The following is a 15539-nucleotide window of genomic DNA, read 5'->3' as shown; positions in this document are numbered from 1 at the left end:
ACATATATTCTATTGAGTGGCAATGTCCGTCTTTTTCATGCCCCGGCGGCCCCTGGCGGTAAGAGCTGGCTAAAGCAATTCCCAAGTGGCCTGAAGCTGCGCCGACACGGTGCCTTGACCCGCCTCAATGGGCAGGGGCGCGGCCTCCACCGTCATGGCCGCCCGGGCCATCAGGGGGTGGGGCCCCGGAGCCTGCACGTGTTCCTCACTTATTACAAGCACCTGCCCCAACACCCGCCCCGTCAGCTGCGCGAAGTGTTCGGCCCCGTGGCGGGCATCTTCCCAGGCGGCGGCGCGGGCGGCATCCCGGGACGCGGTGGAATCGCTGAGCACCGCAGTCATCTCATGCAGGCGCACGCTGTTGTCCCCGACCTCCACCACCGCGGCGACAATGCGATCCGCGCCCTGGTCATGGCGCAGGTTGACTGACAAGGTGCTGCTGACGGTGTACCCGGTCACCACGGTTCCCACGCCATCCTGCCAACGGCTGTCCACCCGCACGTCCAGGGAGGAGGAGGTTATTGCTTCGCGCGCCACGCCCAGGGACAGCAGGGTGCCGCTCACAGCACCCACCGCCGTCCCCGCCTGGGTATAGGCTCCGCGCACCGTGGGCTGGGACGCCTCAATTCCCACCGTGATGGTGAAGCTGTCAGGGGCCGTCTTAACGGAGCCCCGGCCCAGGACCGTGACGGTGCCGTTGCTGCTGGTTGTGGTGGATTGGCTCATGGCTGCTTTCGTGACGTGGACAAAGGGGGGACAAGCCTGAAGCGGGCCAGGGGTTGCAGCAGCAGCCGGACGGCACTGCGGTCAATGCTGGGCAGTTCCCGGTACCCTCCGTCCGCCAACCCTGCGCGACGTTCAAAGACATTGCGGCTGCCGGGATCGCCTGTGCGCCACAGCGAATAGGCGGTGCAGGCGGCATAAAGCGGCAAAAACGGCAGGCCCAGGCACCAGGCATACTGCGTGGCATGTGCGGCCTCGTGGGCCAGCAGCTTGGGACGGGAATCAATGAAAGGCCTTTCGGCACGGTAGAAAATCACGTTTCCCACGGTGAAGGCACCGGCCAGGGGCAGTCTGGGCCGGTAGTTGGTGCCCAGCAGCAAACCGTCCGGACCCTTTTGGACCTCAGTGGCTGTGAGGGCGGCCAGCAGCAGTCCCGTGGCCGTGGACAGGTTCAGGGCATTGGCCACCGCGCGCAGACGAAACTTCAGCGGCATGGCCGTCCAGGGGATCATGGCAGGACCGCCTGCCGGAGCGCAATGCCGCCGGGTGTCAAGGATGAAGGGGCATCCAAGGTGTTCACCTGGCGCAACACTCCGGACGCACTGGGACCGGGGAACTCCCCGCGCACCCAATGCACCATCTGCAGGGGCGGAGACCCAGGGGCCAGGCAGTCAACGCGTCCCTGCGCGGTGGCCGGCGGCGGCACGCGGGGGCTTGGCTTGGGAACGGAACCACGACCACCCAGGGCGGGCGGCAGGGCGGGCGCCAGGGCTGGCGGCAGCGCAAGGCGCCGGACCGGCGTCGGCCTTCCACTGCGCTGTTCACCCATGGGCGCAAGCGTAGCAACCATGGACCCAAGATGGACCACGTGGCGGGAAGAAAAGCCAATTCAAATCAAGGCGATGCCGTCAACTAGACTGTTTCAGGCGGGATGAGCCACCCCGTCCGCTTACTCGCACACGAGCTTAGGTAAAAACTGTAGATGTCTGAGATGCCCCCCACGACGGTGGAAATGCCCGAACCGACCCCAGGAACCGCCACAATTCCGGATCCGCTTGATGAAGCAGCCATTGGTGCAGCCGTGGACCACGCGCTCGCGGCCATTGCCGCCGCGGCCACCTTGGATGAGCTGAAGACCGCGCGGCTGGCGCACACCGGCGAAAAGTCGCCGCTGAGCCTGGCCAACCGCGAAATCGGCGGGCTTGCCAAGGAATTCAAGGCCACGGCAGGAAAGCTTATGGGCGCCTCCCGCGGACGCGTTGCCCAGGCGCTCGCAGCCCGCACGCAGGTGCTCGAAGCCGAGGACGCCGCCCGGATCCTGGCCGAGGAGACAGTGGATGTCACCGCCGCCCCGCGCCGCCGCCGTGCCGGTGCCCGGCACCCGCTGTCCACGCTGCAGGACAGGGTCTGCGACATCTTCGTGGGCATGGGCTGGGAAATCGCCGAAGGCCCCGAGGTGGAGTCGGAGTGGTTCAACTTTGATGCCCTGAACTTTGCGCCGGACCATCCGGCGCGGGAAATGCAGGACACCTTCTTCGTGGAGCCCCCCGAGGCCCACCTGTTGCTGCGCACGCACACCTCTCCGGTACAGGTGCGTTCCATGCTGGAACGCGATCTGCCCATCTATGTGCTCTGTCCCGGCAAGGTGTTCCGCACCGATGAACTGGACGCCACGCACACCCCCGTGTTCCACCAGTTCGAGGGCTTGGCCATCGACAAGGGCCTGTCCATGGCGGACCTGGTGGGAACGCTGGAACACTTCACCCGGCAAATGTTTGGTGATGAAGCGCGGGTGCGGATCCGTCCGAACTTCTTCCCGTTCACCGAACCCTCCGCCGAGCTGGACATTTGGCACCCGGGTGCCAAGGGCGGGCCCCGCTGGATCGAGTGGGGCGGCTGCGGCATGATCAACGCGAATGTGCTGCGCGCTGCCGGAATTGACCCGGAGGAGTACTCGGGTTTTGCCTTTGGCATGGGGATCGAGCGTGCGCTGATGTTCCGCAACGAAGTGTTGGACATGCACGACATGATTGAAGGCGACGTAAGATTCAGCGAACACTTTGGGATGGAGATCTAAGACAAGTGCGTATTCCACTGACTTGGCTGCGCGAATATGCGCAGGTGCCGGCAGAAGCAACTGCCGAAGACGTCATGGCCGAATTGGTCAAGGTCGGTTTTGAAGAAGAGGATGTCCACCGCCCGCTGGATGAAATCAGCGGCCCCATTGTGGTGGGCCAGGTTTTGACCATGGAGCCGGAACCGCAATCCAACGGCAAGACCATCAATTGGTGCACCGTGCGCGTGGTTCCCGAAGGCACGGCGCAGACGCTGGACATTGACGGGATCGACCCCTCCGGCGTGCAGGGCATTGTTTGTGGCGCCCACAATTTTGCGGTGGGGGACAAGGTGGTGGTCACCCTGCCCGGGGCCGTGCTGCCAGGGGACTTCCGCATCACCCCGCGCAAGACCTACGGCCACGTCTCAGCCGGCATGATTGCCTCGGTGCGTGAGCTGGGCATTGGCGAGGACCACGACGGCATCCTGGTGCTCTCCACCCTGGGCCTTGACCCGGAGCTTGGCACCGACGCGCTGGAACTGTTGGGTCTGGATGACGAAGCGGCGGAAATCAACGTCACCCCGGACCGCGGCTATGCCTTCAGCATCCGCGGCGTTGCCCGCGAATACGCCCACGCCACCGATTCCGTCTTCACCGATCCGGCTTCCCGCGTCACGGTGGCCGACGCCGGCGGCCCCGGACACGCCGTCGTCCTGGCCGACCAGGCGCCCATCTACGGGAAGGCCGGATGCGACCGCTTTGTGGCCCGGACCGTCAGCGGCGTCAACCCCGCCGCCCCCACCCCGCCGTGGATGGCCGCGCGACTGCGCCTGGCCGGGATGCGCAGCATTTCGCTGCCGGTGGACATTTCCAACTACGTCATGCTGGAACTCGGCTCGCCCCTGCACTTTTACGACGCCGAAAAGGTCACCGGTGCGATCACCGTCCGCCGCGCCAAGGACGGGGAGACCCTCACCACCCTCGATGGCAAGGTGCGCAGGCTCCACCACGAAGACCTGCTGATCACCGACGAATCCGGCGCCATTGGCATTGCCGGCGTGATGGGCGGCGCCTCCACGGAAGTGACGGGCGCAACGTCGCGGATCCTCATTGAGGCCGCACATTTTGAGGAAGTCTCCATTGCGCGCTCGCGCCGCCGCCACAAGCTGCCTTCGGAGGCGTCCAAGCGTTTTGAACGTGGCGTGGATCCGGCCATGGCCCCCGTTGCCGCCCAGCGAGCCGTGGATCTGCTGGTGGAACTGGCCGGCGGAACGGAGGAAACCACAGCCACCGATGCCGGCTCGGCAAGACCTCCGGCTCCAATTTTCCTGCCCTCCGGGTACACCTCGGCGCGGATCGGCCTGGAATTCTCCCAGGCCCAGGTGATGGGCTCCCTGACGGATCTCGGTGCCCAGGTGGAAAAGGTCGACGGCGGCTACCAGGTCACGGCGCCGAGCTGGCGCTATGACCTGCTCAGCAAGGACGACCTGACGGAGGAAGTGGCGCGTCTGGTGGGCTACCACCTCATTCCCTCCACTCTGCCCACGGCGCCTCCGGGCCGCGGCTATTCACGGACGCAACAGCAGCGCCGCCGCGTGGTCCAGGCCCTGGCCGACTTTGGCTTGACGGAAACCTTGGCCTACCCCTTCGTCTCCCAGGCCGCCAATGAGACCTTTGGCGTGGCGGAGGCCGGCGCGCCGCGCCGCGCCGTCAAACTCGCCAACCCGTTGAGCGAGGAGTTTGGCTTCCTGCGCACCTCGATGCTGCCGGGGCTGGTGGAAACCGCCAAACGCAACCATTCCCGCGGCTTCCATGATCTGGCCCTCTTTGAATCCGGTCTGGTGTTCCTTCCGGGGGAAACCATGGGGACGGCGGCAATTCCGCCGCTGGGCGCCAAGCCCGCCGAGGACGTGCTGGCTGGCCTGTATGCCGGCATCCCGTACCAGCCCCTGTCCATGGCCGCCGTGTTCACGGGCAAGGATTCGCCGGCGTCCCCCGGCCACGCACCGCGCGGCTGGGACTGGGCCGACGCCTTGGACGCAGCCCGCCTGGTGGCAGATGTGGTGGGCGTGGAGCTGGTGGTGGGCCAAGGCTCACACCAGGCGTTCCACCCGGGGCGCACCGCCGAGCTGTCGCTGCGCAGCGGCGAGGTGGTGGGCTACGCAGGGGAGCTGCATCCCAAGGTGTTGGCCCAGCTGAACATGCCGGCGCGCACGGTGGCCATGGAAATCAACGCCGAAAAGGTGTTTGCGGCAGCCCCCGACGTCATTGTGGCCAAGGAAATCTCCACCTACCCGGTGGCAACGCAGGATGTGGCGCTGGTGGTTCCCGCCGAGGTGCCCGCACAGTCGGTGCTGGACACCCTGCGCGAAGGCGCCGGGGAACTGCTCGAAGACGTGGCCCTGTTCGATCAATACCAGGGCGCCGGGATTCCCGAGGGGCGCAAGTCGCTCGCCTTCGGACTGCGCTTCCGCGCAGCTGACAGGACGCTGACCTCCGAGGAGGCATCGACTGCCCGGGCCTCGGCTGTGGCCCTGGCAGCGGAAAGGTTCGGCGCCACCCAGCGCTAGCACTTGCTCCCGGCAGGGCACCGGTGGTCCTGCCGGCTTGAATCCGCACTGGTTCAAGCCGGCAGGACTTTTTTGCCCGTGGCGCGGCCACGGGCATGGCCGTGGGCGCAGCCGCGCCACTCTTGCCGGTGCTCACTGCTGATGCGGGAAGGCAAGCCCCCTGCCCACGGTGACAAGGGTTTGCGTGCTGTCGGCGGCCAAATCCACTCTGCGCGCGCCGCAGCGGCATTTAACGTAAAGCACCCGGCCCTGGGAAGTTGCATGGGCGGATTCAACGGTCCAGCCGTGGCCGGTGGCGGCTGCCGTGCGGTCCTGACATTGATGTTCTGTTGTGGAGGTCATGAAGCCAAGCATGCTGTAATGGTCTTATGCATCTCAACCCTTACGGAGAATACGCTGTGCTGCTGGCACAGTCCCTGGCCAATGACTTTCCGCAGGACGGGGCCGCCATTATTGAACGAACCCGTGACTTTGGCATGACCATGGATTTCACCGCCGCCCCCGGCGACCACGGGCGGGTCCGCGGGGTGATGGGGGACTGGCTGGAAATAGTGGATGCGGCCGAGCACCATCAGCGGGCTGCGCTGCTTAATGCCCAAATGGCCGCAGCAACCGCCTACCCCCGGTTGACCGAACATGACGGTGAAGGCTGGCATTTGCATTACCGGGATGAAAACCAGGATCTGGCGCAGGTGCTGCGGGCGGTGATCAGCGTTGGCACCGCTTTGCATTTGACCACCAGGGGCATCCACCGGCTGGGCAGGTGCGCCGCCGGAGAGGCACCGGGGGACCTGTGCCAGCGCGTGGTTGTCGATGTCACCCGCAACGGCCGGCAGCAATACTGCTCGGTGCGTTGCGCAAACCGGGCAGCGGTCCGCCGGCACCGCGCCCGTTTCCAGGCCCCTGCGCAGCAGTCCCGGCCATGAACATCCCGCGGTGCCGGGTCCGCTGTGGATCCGGGTGCCACCAGTACCCGGCCCGGCGTTGCCGCGGGGTCCAGGGGAAGCACGGTGCCGGCAGCCGCCGGGAGGATCGCTTGCTAAAATTCCTCGCCCTCGCCCACCACGGCTGACGCCGGGCCCACAATGAGCGGATCCGGGGCTCCCACAAGATCATGGTCCTTGCCCGAGTACTCAAACAAACTCAGCACATGGCGCATTGCCGCAAGCCGGGCCCGCTTCTTGTCATTGGATTTCACCACTGTCCAGGGCGCATGGCGGGTGTCGGTGCGCTTGAACATCCGCTCCTTGGCAAAAGTGTAGGCGTCCCACTTGTCCAGGGAGGCCAGGTCCATGGGGGAGAGCTTCCACTGCCGCACAGGGTCCACCTGGCGGATGATGAAGCGGGTCCGCTGCTCCGCCCGGGTAACGGAAAACCAAAATTTGATGACTGTGATGCCATCATTGGCCAGCATCCTTTCAAACAAGGGTGCCTGGCGGACAAATTCCGCGTACTCCTCCTTGGTGCAAAAGTCCATGACGCGCTCCACGCCAGCCCGGTTGTACCAGGATCTGTCGAACAGGACCATCTCTCCGGCACTGGGCAGGTGCGCCACATAGCGCTGAAAATACCATTGCGTGGATTCACGTTTGCTGGGCTTCTCCAGGGCCACCACCCGGGTGCCGCGTGGATTCAGGTGTTCGGTGAAGCGCTTAATGGTGCCACCCTTGCCGGCGGCATCGCGGCCCTCGAACAAAATAACCACCCGGCGCCCGGTAGCCTTGATCCACTGCTGGAGCTTGAGCAGTTCAATCTGCAGCAACCGCTTGTCAACGTCGTAAACGTCCCGCTCCAGCCGCGCAGCATACGGGTAGCCGTCGCGCCAGGTGTCAACGGGGGTTCCGTCGGCTGTCAAAAGGATGGGATCGTCGTCATCGTTGTCGATGACGGTAAAACCGGTGAATTCCGGACGCACGTTGCTCATGGCCCGAGCCTAGCCAGGGGTGGAAAACTAAAAGTGAACGGCAGGTAAAGCGATGATGTGCGAGCGCGGTGTTGACGCGGCATGCCCTGGCCAACCATTGGTGCGTGCCTTTGATCTGGCAGCCGTGGATCACGGCGCGGCCAGGCTGCTTGACCCAGCCGAACAGGCCCGCGCCGCCGCCTTTGTGGACCGGGCAGCACGCCAGGATTTCATTGCCGGGCGCATTGTGCAACGCTCCATGGCGGCCGAGATGCTCGGCTCCGCCCCGCAAAGCCTGGTGGCGGCGTACAGCTGCCCGGACTGCGGTCCAAATCCCAGTCCCTCGCACGGAAGGCCGGGCTATCTGCTCCATGGTGTCCGGGCAGAACTATCCATCAGTTTCTCGCGCAGCCACGGCTGGGCCGTGGCTGCGATGGTCCCGGCCACGGGCCTGCCACTTGGCGTGGATGTCCAGCACATCGCCTCGGTGGGCTTTGCCGGGTTCGACGAGGTGGCGTTGAGCCGCAGCGAAAAGTTGCGTCTGGCCGAGGTGGCCCCGAAGGCCCAGGACGCATGGCGGGCGGCAGCATGGGCGCGCAAGGAAGCGTTGGTGAAATACTCGGGCCTGGGCCTGCGCATGGACCCGGCTGGGATCCCTGCGTTTCCGGAACGTGGCCTCCCGGGGCATGCCTGTGCGGAACCAGGTGCGGCCGTGCGCCTATGCGATGTGGTGCCAGCGGAGGTGGGCTTGCCCGAAGGGTTCGCCGCCGCCGTGGCGTTCGGTGCCGTGGAGCTGGGAAAAGGTGCGGCAGGCCCTCAAGGAGGACACCAGTGGTAATCCGTGGCCTGGGCACGCAGCAGGTTCAGGACGTCCTTGACCCTGTCCGGGCCAGCTCCCGCGGGGCTCGAATGACCGCCCCTGCACCGTGATGCCCCGGGGGCAATGAAAGGTCATTGCTTTTTTGCGGACCTGAAATGTGATGGGAGGGTAATCGGAGGCCACAGCTTCCAACCGCCCGGAGCCCATGGCCCGAACCGCCGCAGCTGTTGCGGGCCGTGCCGTGTCCGCATTGATGGCTTTTCTTTTTCGCCATTGATCCGCAAGACGTCCCAGCTCCACGGCATGCCGGCGGTCAGCCTGGTCTTGGTGGCTGCGCCGGAGCAGGTGGGATGGGCGCCCGCATCCGCCGTGGCAATGCCGAGCCGATGAGCTTCCCGGACGCCGTCTTCCAGGCTCCCGCCTCCTGGCATGTGGTCCAGCACGAACGTGGATGTACCGTTCGGACAGGCGCTGCCAACTCCCTCCAGTGTGTCAGGAGGTGGCTTTTCCTTGCGCCCACCACATGCACACCTTGCCGAAGCGCGTTGGTTGAGCCGTCAACTGCGCGGGCGGGCGTCGGCGGATTAGAGGATGGCCTGCACCGGAACCACGGCGCCGGGTCGTTGGAGAAGCCCTGTGATGGGGGTGGACGATTTTTCTCCGGAAGCGTGCCGGCAGTGCGGCATCCGGACCCAACTGGACTTCATCCGCGCATCCCCGGATGGCCGCACCATGGATTTGCCCGTGGTGGTTTTGCCGCATCCGGTTAAAGAATTCCTGGCGGGAGCAAACCCGGAAGGAACCATGGGCAAGGGGCCCCGGGGGCGCAAAATCGGGCGCTGCAGCCATGGTGTCTCCGTAGTCCGATTTCCCTTTAACCAGGCGGGGGTTGCGGCAGTCGCCTTCAGCGCCGGGGCAGTGCCGGCAGCGCCGTTTGGTACAGCCAGGGCGTGAGGATCCCGGCGGCGGAGAATCCCGGAACCGTGGCGCACAGCTGATCGGCCAGGGCCACGAAGCCGGCGGTGGACACCGAACCGTGTCGGTTCTCGGCCACCCAGCGATGGAGCAGGGCGAAGAAGTTGGCTTCGCCCGCTGCGCACCTGAGGGCCTCCAGGGCAAGCGCCCCGCGCTTGTACACCGCGTCGTCAAACATTTGCTCCGGCCCGGGGTCGCCAATGGCAAAGGCCAGAGGTTCGGCGCGCAGCTTTGCGTGCGCCGCCGCTGCCCGGGCGGCAACGCCCATGGCCCCGCTTTCCTCAGACCAGAGCCATTCGGCGTAACAGGCAAAGCCTTCGTGCAGCCAAATGTCGCACCATGAGGCCAGCGTGAGGGAATTGCCAAACCACTGGTGGGAAAGCTCATGGGCGATCAGCCGCTGTTCCTCCCAGCCGGTGGTCAGATGGTTGCTGCCCAGAATGGACAGTGTCTGCGCCTCAAGGGGGATTTCCAGCTCGTCCTCCGTCACCACCACGGTGTAGGAGGGAAACGGGTAGGGACCAAAGCACCGCGTAAAAGCCTCCACCATTTCCCGCTGCCTGGCCAAGGCTGCAGCCGCCGTGGCCTGGAGTTTTTTAGGCACCGCCACGGTGATCGGCAGCTGTGAGCGGCCTTCCGGGGCCGGCAGCGTCAGGCGCCTGTACCGGCCAATCTGCAAGGTGGCCAGGTAGGTGGCCATGGGGGCAGATTGTTCATAGACCCAGCTTTCCCGGCTGGACTTCCTTGAATGTGACAGCAGCGTGCCATTGCACACGGCCGTATATCCGGCGTCGGTGGTGACGGTGAAGCGGTAGGAGGCCTTGTCATCGGGCCTGTCATTGCAGGGGAACCAGGTCGGCGCACCCGTGGGCTGGCCGGCAACCAGGACGCCGTCGTCCAGTTCCTCCCAGCCAACATCGCCCCAATCGCTGTTGTGGGGGGAGGGTAGGCCGCTGTAGCGGATGTCGAGGGTGAATTGCGTTCCAGCCGGCAACGGCGATGCCAGCTGCAGCTGAAGCTTTCCCTGGCGTTGGGAGTGCTTGAGCACCCGCGCCCCGTCCACGGCCACCTTGTCCATGCCCAATCCAATAAGATCCAGTTCCACCGAAGTCAACGGAACCAGTGCCCGGGCCGTGATGACTGCCCGGCCCTGCAGCCGGTTTCCGGCGAGCCGGAGCTCCAAATCCAGGTCATAGTGCTCCACGGCGTAGCTGGTGCTCCCGTGCAGGGGAACGTACGGATCCGGACGGGCCGGGACATCCGCGGCCGCGCCGCCGGCGGTGGCAGGGGAGGAGCGGTTCAAAAATCTCATGCTGGCTGACATATCCGGTTCTGTGGGTGGCTCAGGCACGGTCCGCGAATTCGGGACCCTTCCAGGGACTGATGGGGTTGCCCATCCAATAGCTGCTTGCTGGCACGGTTTCCCCGCGCATCACCAACGACGCCGGGCCCACCGTGCCGCTGGTGGCGATGCTGGCCGCCGGCAGGATCACCCCGTGCGGGCCCATGGTGGCGCCCTTCTCCAGCGTAACGGCATCGATGGCCATGACCCTGTCATGGAAGAGGTGGGTCTGGATCACGCAGCCGCGGTTGACGGTGGAGCTTTCACCGAGGGTGACCAGATCAGCCTCGGGCAGCCAATAGCTCTCACACCATGCGCCGTGGCCAATCCTGGCCCCCAGTGCACGCAGCCACCACACCAGGGCGGGCGTGCCCACCGCGGCCCGGGCAAACCACGGCGCCGTGACCATCTCAATGAAGGTGTCCACCACCTCATTGCGCCAAATGAAGGAGCTCCACAGCGGATGTTCGCTGCGTTTGATCCTGCCCACCAGGAGCCATTTGGCCGCCACCGAACTGCCGGCGGCAATTGCTCCGGCCGCCATCATGACAATGCCGCTGACCAAGGCGGCCAGCCAGTAGCTGCCGGCAAGGGCCACGGCGTCGAACGCTGTCAGCACCGCCGCGGCCACGGCGACTGAGAGGACGGTGGGCACCAGCCGGCAGCTTTCCCACAGGGCCCGGGCCACCTTGAGCCGCAGGGGAGGGGCGAAGGTCAGGGATTCATCGGTGTTCACATTGGTCCGGCGCAAACGGACGGGCGGACTTCCCAGCCAGGAGGTGCCGGCCTTGGCTTTGGCCGGTGCGGCCGAAAGCACTGCCACCAGCGAGTTCCGCGGCATGGTCCGCCCGGCCGCCGCCATGCCGGAGTTGCCCAGGAAGGAGCGTTTGCCCACCTTGGCCGGTGCAATGTGGATGTAGCCGCCGCCCAGTTCGTAGGAGGCGATCATGGTGTCATCGGCCAGGAAGGCGCCGGAGCCAATGGTTGTCATTTTGGGCAGCAGCAGCACGGTGGAAGCCTCCACGTTCCTGCCCACCTTGGCCCCCAGCAGGCGCAGCCACACGGGCGTGAACAAGCTGGAGTAGATGGGGAACAACAGGTCCCGGGCCATGTCCAGCACCCGCTCCGTGGCCCAGACCTGCCAGCCGATCCGGCTGCGGACCGGGTAGTGCCCCTCGCGCAGTCCCACGCCCAACAACCGCACGGTGGCGAGGATCAGCACCAGCAGGCTCAGGAACCAGGCCAAGGCGGCCAGGGGCACGGCCCAGACAAGTGTGGCAATGGCTGCCGAAAGTGATTCCTGGCCCTGCACCGCCCCCAGCACCACGGCCACAGCCACTGCCGCGGAAAGGAAGGGCAGCAGTGACAGGACGGCCGAAGCCCCGGCGAAGAGCACGCCAACAAGCCTTGTGATTGGTGTGCGTGCCCCGGGCCAGGCCGCCTTGGCCTTGCCGCTCCGTTGCGCCGGGGATCCGGAGACCGTCACGCCTGCTTTGACTTTGCCGCGCACCGCGGACCCCGGCGCCACGTGCGCGGCGGCCCCGATGCGTGCCCCGGGCATCAGCGTGCTGCGTGATCCCACCACGGCGCCGGCGCCCACGGAGATTTCGCCAATGTGCACCCAGTCGCCGTCAATCCACCAACCGGACAAATCCACTTCCGGCTCAATGGAGCAGCCCTCCGCCAGCCGGAGCAGTCCGGTCACCGGCGGCACGGAATGCAGGTCCACGTTCCGGCCCATCTTCACACCCAGCGCCCGGGCGTAGTAGGGCACCCACGGGGCGCTGGCGAGGGTCACGGCACCTGCCATGTCGGCAATTTGTTCCGCCAGCCACAACCGCAGGTGCACTTTGCCCGAGCGCGGGTAGTTGCCCGGGCCAACACTCCTGAGCAACAGCCGTGCGGCGACCACTGAGATGCCCATCCGGCCCCACGGTGAAACAAACACCGCCCACGACGCCGCCACCCACCACCAGGAAACGGTGGGCGCGCCCGGCAGCACACCAAGCCAGGCGGCAACGTTGTTCAGCGCCATCAGGTATGTCAGCCAGCGCATGCCCACAAGAATGTGCAGTGGCACGCCCATGAGTGTTTGGAACACCTGGGAGCTGCGCCGGGTCCGGCCCACCGTGCGGTTGACCGCTTCGGCGCCGCCGCCGGCCGGCACCGAACCCAAGGCCAGTTCCAGCAGGGCGCCGATCCGCGGACGCGAATAAACGTCGGCAACCGTGATGCGCGGGTACCGCCGGCGCAGCGCCGAGACCAGTTGGGCGGCGGCCAGGCTGCCGCCGCCACTGGCGAAAAAATCCGAATCCAGTGAGGACGGGGCTCCGCCCAGCACGGCCTGCCACTGCTCCAACACCCATTCAGCGTCCGGGCCCAGCGTTCCGGCCAGGGATCCGGCGTCGTCCGTTGCCTGCTCCAAGGGCCAGGGCAGGGCCTTGCGGTCCACTTTTCCGCTGATTTTGGTGGGCAGTGAATCGGTAAAGGTCAGCAGGGGAACCAGGGCGGCCGGCAGCGATCCGGCCAGCACGGTGCGCAGCGCCGCCGCATCCGGGGCGGTGCCGGGGGCCGGGACAAGATATCCCACCAGAAGTTGGCTGCCGCCGGCCGTCTCCTGCACGGCGGCGGCGGCGCCGGCAATGTCCGGCAGCCCCTGCAGCGCCGCATCAATTTCACCGAGCTCAATGCGGCGCCCGCCCAACTTCACCTGGTCGTCGGCACGCCCAATGAACACCAGCCCCGCGCGCTCCAGGCGCACCAGATCGCCGGAGCGGTAGGCCCGGTCCCATCCGAAGGCCGGCAAGGGGGCATATTTTTCAGCATCCTTGGCCGGGTCAAGGTAACGGGCAAGGCCCACCCCGGCAATGATCAGTTCGCCCACTTCACCCTCGGCCACGGGAACTCCGGCGGAATCCACCACGGCCAGGTCCCAGCCGTCCAGGGGCAGCCCGATGCGCACCGGTCCCGGCCCGCCCAGCGGCGCCGCACAGGCGACGACGGTTGCCTCGGTGGGTCCGTAAGTGTTCCAGACTTCCCTGCCGCGCACCGCCAGCCGGGCCGCCAGCTCCGGCGGGCAGGCCTCTCCACCAAAAATGAGCAGACGCACGGACTCCAGGGCCTCCGCGGGCCACAGTGCCGCCAGGGTTGGCACGGTGGAGACAACCGTGATGCCGTGGGAGATCAACCAGGGGCCCAGATCCATGCCGGAACGGACCAAAGAACGCGGCGCGGGAACCAGGGCGGCCCCGTGGCGCCAGGCCAGCCACATTTCTTCGCAGGATGCATCGAAGGCCACGGACAATCCCGCCAACACCCGGTCCTCGGGCCCCATGGGTTCGGACTGCAGGAAAATGCGGGCCTCGGCATCAACAAAGGCGGCCGCTGAACGGTTGCTGACAGCGACGCCCTTTGGGGTGCCGGTTGACCCGGACGTGAAGATGATCCAGGCGTCGTCCGAGGGAAGCGGTTCCCGTGGTGCGGGGAAGGGGGGCAGCCGTTCCCCGGCCGTGCCCGCCAGCGCTCGGCAGGTCAGTGCCTGGCCGGTGGACGGGTCCCCGAGCACTGCCGCCACCGCGGCCTCGCCAAAGACCAGTGCCGCCCGTTCCTCCGGGTCGTCGGCGTCGACGGGCACATAGGCGGCACCAATGGACAAAACCGCCAAAATGGCCAGGTACAGCGCGGAGGTGCCCGAGGGTATCCGCACGCCAATCCGGTCCCCGGCGCCCAATCCCGCCTGGGTCAGCTCCGCGGCCTTGCCGCGCACCGCCTTGAGCAGCTCTGCATAGCTCAGGGCTGCGACGCCGTCGTCCAGGGCTGTGGCGTTCGGGTGGAGCGCGGCGGTTTCCAGCAGCACCTCCCACAGTGTGCGCGGCCGGGGCGCCAGCCCACTTCCAGGCATTTGTGCTTCAAATTCCGCCGCCAATGGTGCGGCGGACGGTGCGGTTCGATTGCGGGGGACCTTCAGGTGGGCAGGGTTCACCGGCCCACCATGCGCCAGCAACATGAACGGAAGTTGAATGGCAGCCAACAAGTTGCGCCGTGTTGCGCACGGGGGTGCTGAGTCCGTCCCGGACACCAGGTCCAATGGCCTGGCACGGCCAGGGGCTACGGCAGCAGGATGACCTTGCCCGTGGTGCCCCTTCCCTGCAGTGCCGCGTGCGCGGGGCCGGCCTCGGCGAGGGGGAACCTGGCGCCAATGCGGGCGGTGAGGGTTCCGGCGGCCACGGAAGCAAAAATTTCGCTTGAACGCCACAGCCGTTCCTGGGCGTTGAGCAGGTAGTCGCCCAGCTTGGGTCGGATCACCGTCAGGGAGCCCCCGGCGTTGAGGCGCTGCAGCTCAAAGGGTGGAACCTGCCCGGACGCTCCGCCAAAGAGCACCAGGGTCCCGCGGGTGCGCAAGGACGCCAAAGAGCCGTCGAAGGTGTCCCTGCCCACGCCGTCGAACACCACGTCCACGCCGGCGCCGTCGGTGTACTCCCGCACGGCGGCGGAAAAGTCCTGGTAGCGCAGCACTTCATCGGCCCCGGCCACCCGGGACAACTCCTCCTTTTCGTCGCTGGAGACGGTGGTGATGACCCGTGCCTTGCGTTCCTTGAGCAGCTGCGTCAGCAGCAGCCCCACCCCGCCGGCGCCGGCATGGACCAGCACCGTCTGCCCGGGTGCCACCCGGTAGCTGGAGTTCATCAGGTAGTGGGCCGTCATGCCCTGCAGGGGCAGGGCGGCCGCCACATCCAGGGGGACGCTGGCAGGCACCGGCAGCGCCGCGTCGGCGGGGACAAGGGCGTACTCCGCGTAGCAGGCACGGCCCTCGGCGGTGGCCACGCGGTCCCCCAGGGCAGCTGTCTTCACCCCCTCGCCCAAGCCCACCACCGTGCCGGCGGCTTCGGAACCGGGCGTGAGTGGAAAGGGAACGGAATAGGTGCCGTCACGCTGATAGGTGTCAATGAAATTCACGCCCACCGCTGCGATTTTCACCAGCAGTTCGCCCGGGCCCGGGCTGGGCACGGGCACCTGGGCCAGCGTCAGAACCTCGGGTCCGCCCGGGGCCTGGGCAACAATGGCATTGCAATACTCAGTCACAATTGAATCCAATTCAGTAGTGGTGGCAAGGGGAAAACGTAGCTGTCCTCATCATAGAGCCGCCCCGC

General features: G+C 66.5%; 11 protein-coding genes. 4 read left to right on the top strand and 7 right to left on the bottom strand.

Going from position 1 to position 15539, the window contains the following annotated elements:
* Window positions 1–69: 69 nt before the first annotated feature.
* Both ACFUCV_RS00125 and ACFUCV_RS00120 read right to left on the bottom strand, forming a co-directional pair.
* Entirely contained in the window at window positions 70–726 is a 657-nt protein-coding gene (locus ACFUCV_RS00125; RefSeq protein ID WP_380810699.1) for an SIMPL domain-containing protein, read from the bottom strand.
* Window positions 723–1235, bottom strand: a complete 513-nt coding sequence (locus ACFUCV_RS00120; protein WP_380810697.1) for a hypothetical protein — start codon at window positions 1233–1235, stop codon at window positions 723–725. The genes ACFUCV_RS00125 and ACFUCV_RS00120 overlap by 4 nt, the downstream gene beginning before the upstream one ends.
* 500 nt (window positions 1236–1735) lie before the next feature.
* Between ACFUCV_RS00120 and pheS the strand changes: the two genes are divergently transcribed.
* Window positions 1736–2800, top strand: a complete 1065-nt coding sequence (pheS, locus tag ACFUCV_RS00115; RefSeq protein ID WP_380811430.1) for a phenylalanine--tRNA ligase subunit alpha — start codon at window positions 1736–1738, stop codon at window positions 2798–2800.
* A gap of 5 nt (window positions 2801–2805) precedes the next feature.
* The gene (gene pheT / locus ACFUCV_RS00110) at window positions 2806–5349 is read left to right on the top strand and encodes a phenylalanine--tRNA ligase subunit beta (RefSeq protein WP_380810694.1); all 2544 of its coding nucleotides are present in this window, start codon (window positions 2806–2808) and stop codon (window positions 5347–5349) included.
* A gap of 132 nt (window positions 5350–5481) precedes the next feature.
* Here pheT and ACFUCV_RS00105 read toward each other — a convergent pair whose 3' ends face one another.
* Window positions 5482–5691: a hypothetical protein gene (locus tag ACFUCV_RS00105; RefSeq protein WP_380810692.1), complete on the bottom strand. Its 210-nt coding sequence runs from the start codon at window positions 5689–5691 to the stop codon at window positions 5482–5484.
* A gap of 26 nt (window positions 5692–5717) precedes the next feature.
* Between ACFUCV_RS00105 and ACFUCV_RS00100 the strand changes: the two genes are divergently transcribed.
* Window positions 5718–6275, top strand: a complete 558-nt coding sequence (locus ACFUCV_RS00100) for a CGNR zinc finger domain-containing protein (protein WP_380810690.1) — start codon at window positions 5718–5720, stop codon at window positions 6273–6275.
* 113 nt (window positions 6276–6388) lie between these two features.
* Here ACFUCV_RS00100 and ppk2 read toward each other — a convergent pair whose 3' ends face one another.
* Window positions 6389–7273, bottom strand: coding sequence for a polyphosphate kinase 2 (gene ppk2 / locus ACFUCV_RS00095; RefSeq protein WP_380810688.1), 885 nt, complete (start codon window positions 7271–7273; stop codon window positions 6389–6391).
* Window positions 7274–7325: 52 nt separating this feature from the next.
* Between ppk2 and ACFUCV_RS00090 the strand changes: the two genes are divergently transcribed.
* Entirely contained in the window at window positions 7326–8090 is a 765-nt protein-coding gene (locus ACFUCV_RS00090; protein ID WP_380810686.1) for a 4'-phosphopantetheinyl transferase family protein, read from the top strand.
* Between the two features lie 886 nt (window positions 8091–8976).
* On the opposite strand, the gene ACFUCV_RS00085 is transcribed toward ACFUCV_RS00090, so the two are convergent.
* The 3 genes from ACFUCV_RS00085 to ACFUCV_RS00075 all read right to left on the bottom strand — a co-directional run bounded on the left by ACFUCV_RS00085 (window position 8977) and on the right by ACFUCV_RS00075 (window position 15471).
* Complete coding sequence (locus tag ACFUCV_RS00085; protein WP_380810684.1) at window positions 8977–10359, bottom strand: M1 family metallopeptidase; 1383 nt, start codon at window positions 10357–10359, stop codon at window positions 8977–8979.
* 31 nt (window positions 10360–10390) lie between these two features.
* Window positions 10391–14290: a Pls/PosA family non-ribosomal peptide synthetase gene (locus tag ACFUCV_RS00080; protein WP_380811428.1), complete on the bottom strand. Its 3900-nt coding sequence runs from the start codon at window positions 14288–14290 to the stop codon at window positions 10391–10393.
* 206 nt (window positions 14291–14496) lie between these two features.
* On the bottom strand, window positions 14497–15471 hold the full coding sequence (locus tag ACFUCV_RS00075; RefSeq protein ID WP_380810682.1) for a quinone oxidoreductase family protein: 975 nt from the start codon (window positions 15469–15471) through the stop codon (window positions 14497–14499).
* Window positions 15472–15539 lie beyond the last annotated feature (68 nt).

Origin of the sequence: Specibacter sp. NPDC057265 (assembly GCF_042668835.1) — a bacterium.
In the GTDB taxonomy this organism is placed as follows: Bacteria; Actinomycetota; Actinomycetes; order Actinomycetales; family Micrococcaceae; genus Specibacter.
This window is presented reverse-complemented; position numbering and strand designations above follow the sequence as displayed.

Excerpts from the sequence above, each read along its gene's own strand:
- ACFUCV_RS00125 (WP_380810699.1), bottom strand. The coding sequence starts at position 726 with ATGAGCCAATCCACCACAACCAGCAGCAACGGCACCGTCACGGTCCTG.
- ACFUCV_RS00120 (WP_380810697.1), bottom strand. The coding sequence starts at position 1,235 with ATGATCCCCTGGACGGCCATGCCGCTGAAGTTTCGTCTGCGCGCGGTG.
- pheS (WP_380811430.1), top strand. The coding sequence starts at position 1,736 with ATGCCCGAACCGACCCCAGGAACCGCCACAATTCCGGATCCGCTTGAT.
- ACFUCV_RS00105 (WP_380810692.1), bottom strand. The coding sequence starts at position 5,691 with ATGACCTCCACAACAGAACATCAATGTCAGGACCGCACGGCAGCCGCC.
- ACFUCV_RS00100 (WP_380810690.1), top strand. The coding sequence starts at position 5,718 with ATGCATCTCAACCCTTACGGAGAATACGCTGTGCTGCTGGCACAGTCC.
- ppk2 (WP_380810688.1), bottom strand. The coding sequence starts at position 7,273 with ATGAGCAACGTGCGTCCGGAATTCACCGGTTTTACCGTCATCGACAAC.
- ACFUCV_RS00090 (WP_380810686.1), top strand. The coding sequence starts at position 7,326 with ATGATGTGCGAGCGCGGTGTTGACGCGGCATGCCCTGGCCAACCATTG.
- ACFUCV_RS00085 (WP_380810684.1), bottom strand. The coding sequence starts at position 10,359 with ATGAGATTTTTGAACCGCTCCTCCCCTGCCACCGCCGGCGGCGCGGCC.
- ACFUCV_RS00080 (WP_380811428.1), bottom strand. The coding sequence starts at position 14,290 with ATGCCTGGAAGTGGGCTGGCGCCCCGGCCGCGCACACTGTGGGAGGTG.